The sequence below is a fragment of the Chamaesiphon sp. OTE_75_metabat_556 genome (assembly GCF_031378165.1).
Classification (GTDB): domain Bacteria; phylum Cyanobacteriota; class Cyanobacteriia; order Cyanobacteriales; family Chamaesiphonaceae; genus Chamaesiphon.
Map to the genome: position 1 here is coordinate 1 of NZ_JANNDR010000280.1, position 2,631 is coordinate 2,631.

Consider the following 2,631-nt stretch of genomic DNA (forward strand, 5'->3'; position numbering starts at 1 on the left):
TATCAAATCATTCGCGCCAATTTTCACGCCTATCTCACCATCAACGCCATTGTGTATGGCTTAGTCATCACTGGGATGGTAGCGGCGATCGTCTTCCCCAACCTGGGCGCAACTCAGTTAGCCACCCTGGAAGAGAGCGGAACGACGGATCTTATTCGATCGCTACTCAATAAACCTTGGCTGTTCTCGCTGACCATCCTGGGAGTCAACGTCATGAGCGGTGCGCTGTTAATCGTGATCCCTTCGCTAATCGTTCCCTTTGCTGGCATTCCTATATTTGCGTATAAGGCGTTCACTTTAGGTTTAGCAATGGCTCCGACTACCAAGACTATTGCGGTGGGACTGATCCCGCACTCGCTGACGATACTCATCGAATTCCAAGCTTACGCCCTTCTGATGTTTGGCGCATACATCCTCGGTCGGTCTTGGATTCGCCCCGCAGCGATCGGTGCTCGGAACCATCGTCAGGGTTACGTCCGTGGGCTACAACAGCTTGGTTGGCTGAGTCTGTCCACGCTCCCACTGTTCATCGTCGGCGCGATCTGGGAGGCGTTCTCGCTCGGCTATCTGGTTCCTCCGCTGATCCAATGGTTGTTGTAGCGTTTTCCACGCAATGATGGGCATGAAAAAATCGAAATCGCTACGTCGATCTGGCTTCCTTTCATCATGTAGTTCCACTTTAAAAATTTGATTAACTCGATTTTTTAAAGTGTTTAGCAAACTCAACTAATTTCACATTCAAAGGTAAATATCATGATACTTAAAAATAAAGTTGCTTTAGTTACAGGCGGAACTTCGGGAATTGGTAAAGCAACTGCTTTAGCGTTTGGTGCTGCTGGTGCGAAAGTGGTGTTCTCAGGGCGGCGAGAAGCAGAAGGCGAAGCAACTGCTACGTTGATTCGCGATGCAGGAGCGGAATGTTTATTCGTGCGATCGGATGTATCCATTGAAGCAGATGTTCAAGCCCTAGTAGAGAAAACGATCGCCACTTACGGCAGACTCGATTGTGCCTTCAACAATGCCGGGATCGAGCCTCCTACCAAACCATTGCACGAACAATCCATTGAAGATTTTGACAAGGTGATGTCGATTAATGTGCGAGGACTGTTCTTGTGCATGAAATATGAAATTCAGCAGATGTTGAGCCAAGGATCTGGGGCAATCGTTAATACTTCGTCAGTGGGTGGTTTATTTGGGTTCCCAAGTTTCGCTCCCTATGTTGCTAGCAAACACGCAGTGATGGGACTGACGCGATCGGCGGCTCTCGACTATGCCAAACAGGGAATTCGGATTAATGCCGTCAATCCTGGGCCGATCGAGACTGAAATGAACGATCGCATACTAGAGAAAATGGGGGCTACGGTCGATATTTTTGACTCCATAGTTCCAATGGGTCGTATGGGTCAAGCAGAAGAAATCGCTCAAGCAGTAGTTTTCCTGTGTTCTGATGCTGCCAGCTACATTACAGGACAGCCTTTAGTTGTCGATGGTGGAGCCACAGTAAGCTAAACCGCGATTTACCCTAGTGAACACAAGGAGAAAACAATGAAACGATTTACCCTGTTTACGTTCTTGTATCTAGCAACGGGAATCTGCCTAACCGCGATCGCCCTTCAGTATCCTGACCTGATTCCGAACGCTAAGACCAGCCTATTACTAGCCGCAGGACTGCTATATCTTTGTGCTGTATTCACGACCTTTCCGTTTTGGCATCAATCTGTACAACAGTCTCAAGCGAGACTGCGCGATAAACCCGCTTGGCAACGAAACTTTGTCGCGATCGCACCTTGGCTTGTAATTGGATCGGTAATCGTTTCAGCGATCGCCGATATGCTCAATCGCAACTGGGCGATCGAGGCACTTGCAAGTGCAGCTTTGGGGCTACCAATCATCTTTCTGAGTGTAGAAAATCTCTTTGTCAGAAACCAAATCCGTCAATAATCTCACGCACTCAGCTAGGCAATGTACATGGAGTAAGGAGACACTGAAATGACCAATCTGATTCTCACCACTTTCGATTGGGTTCCCGAAACTCCGCGCGGCTATGTGCGTGACATACGCGTTCGTTGGGCACTGGAAGAAGCTGGATTGCCCTATCGGGTAAATAGCATACCATTTCGCGATCGGGGTGCAGAGCATTTTTCGCACCAACCCTTTGGTCAAGTGCCGTGGTTGACCGATGGAGACATCTCTATCTTCGAGAGTGGTGCGATGTTGCTTCATCTAGGGGAGCGAAGTGAATTACTGATGCCAGTCAATCCGCATAGTCGTAGCGAGGTCAAACAGTGGCTGTTTGCCGCGATCGCTTCGGTTGAGGCAGCAAGCCAGCCATGGTCTTTCTTCAAGTTCTCTGGCGACACCGCAGAAACGTCAATGCGGGCATTTATTGACGGATTTCTTGAGGCAAGGCTTAAACGCATGGAAGCGGTGCTCGCGGCACGCGAATGGCTGGCCGGGACCTTCTCCGTTGCCGACATTCTCATGGCCGATGTGTTGCGCCTTGTTGATAGCTTTGACGGGCTGACGGGATTTCCTGCGTGTCGTGACTATGTTGCGCGCGCCACAGCCCGCCCTTCCTTCGCGAAGGCCCACGCCGATCAATTGGCCCACTTTGCCGCAGCAGACTGATCA

4 protein-coding genes are annotated in these 2,631 nt (G+C 49.9%); all 4 read left to right on the forward strand.

The genetic code is table 11. The features are described from left to right. Positions 1-600: stage II sporulation protein M (locus RMO27_RS11295; protein WP_309732429.1), on the forward strand; the 600-nt coding region annotated here is incomplete at its 5' end. Positions 601-753: 153 nt separating this feature from the next. Beyond that, positions 754-1,509, forward strand: a complete 756-nt coding sequence (locus tag RMO27_RS11300) for an SDR family oxidoreductase (RefSeq protein ID WP_309732431.1) — start codon at positions 754-756, stop codon at positions 1,507-1,509. 36 nt (positions 1,510-1,545) lie between these two features. Then, positions 1,546-1,941 (forward strand): hypothetical protein, encoded by a 396-nt coding sequence (locus tag RMO27_RS11305; protein ID WP_309732433.1) that lies wholly within the window; start codon positions 1,546-1,548, stop codon positions 1,939-1,941. Positions 1,942-1,989: 48 nt separating this feature from the next. Further along, positions 1,990-2,628 carry a glutathione S-transferase family protein gene (locus RMO27_RS11310; protein WP_309732435.1) on the forward strand — a complete coding sequence of 213 codons (639 nt, stop codon included), beginning with the start codon at positions 1,990-1,992 and terminating at the stop codon, positions 2,626-2,628. Positions 2,629-2,631: the final 3 nt, after the last annotated feature.

What these genes read in the sequence shown, in the direction of transcription:
- RMO27_RS11310 (WP_309732435.1), top strand. Translation starts at nt 1,990, where the DNA reads ATGACCAATCTGATTCTCACCACTTTCGATTGGGTTCCCGAAACTCCG.
- RMO27_RS11300 (WP_309732431.1), top strand. Translation starts at nt 754, where the DNA reads ATGATACTTAAAAATAAAGTTGCTTTAGTTACAGGCGGAACTTCGGGA.
- RMO27_RS11305 (WP_309732433.1), top strand. Translation starts at nt 1,546, where the DNA reads ATGAAACGATTTACCCTGTTTACGTTCTTGTATCTAGCAACGGGAATC.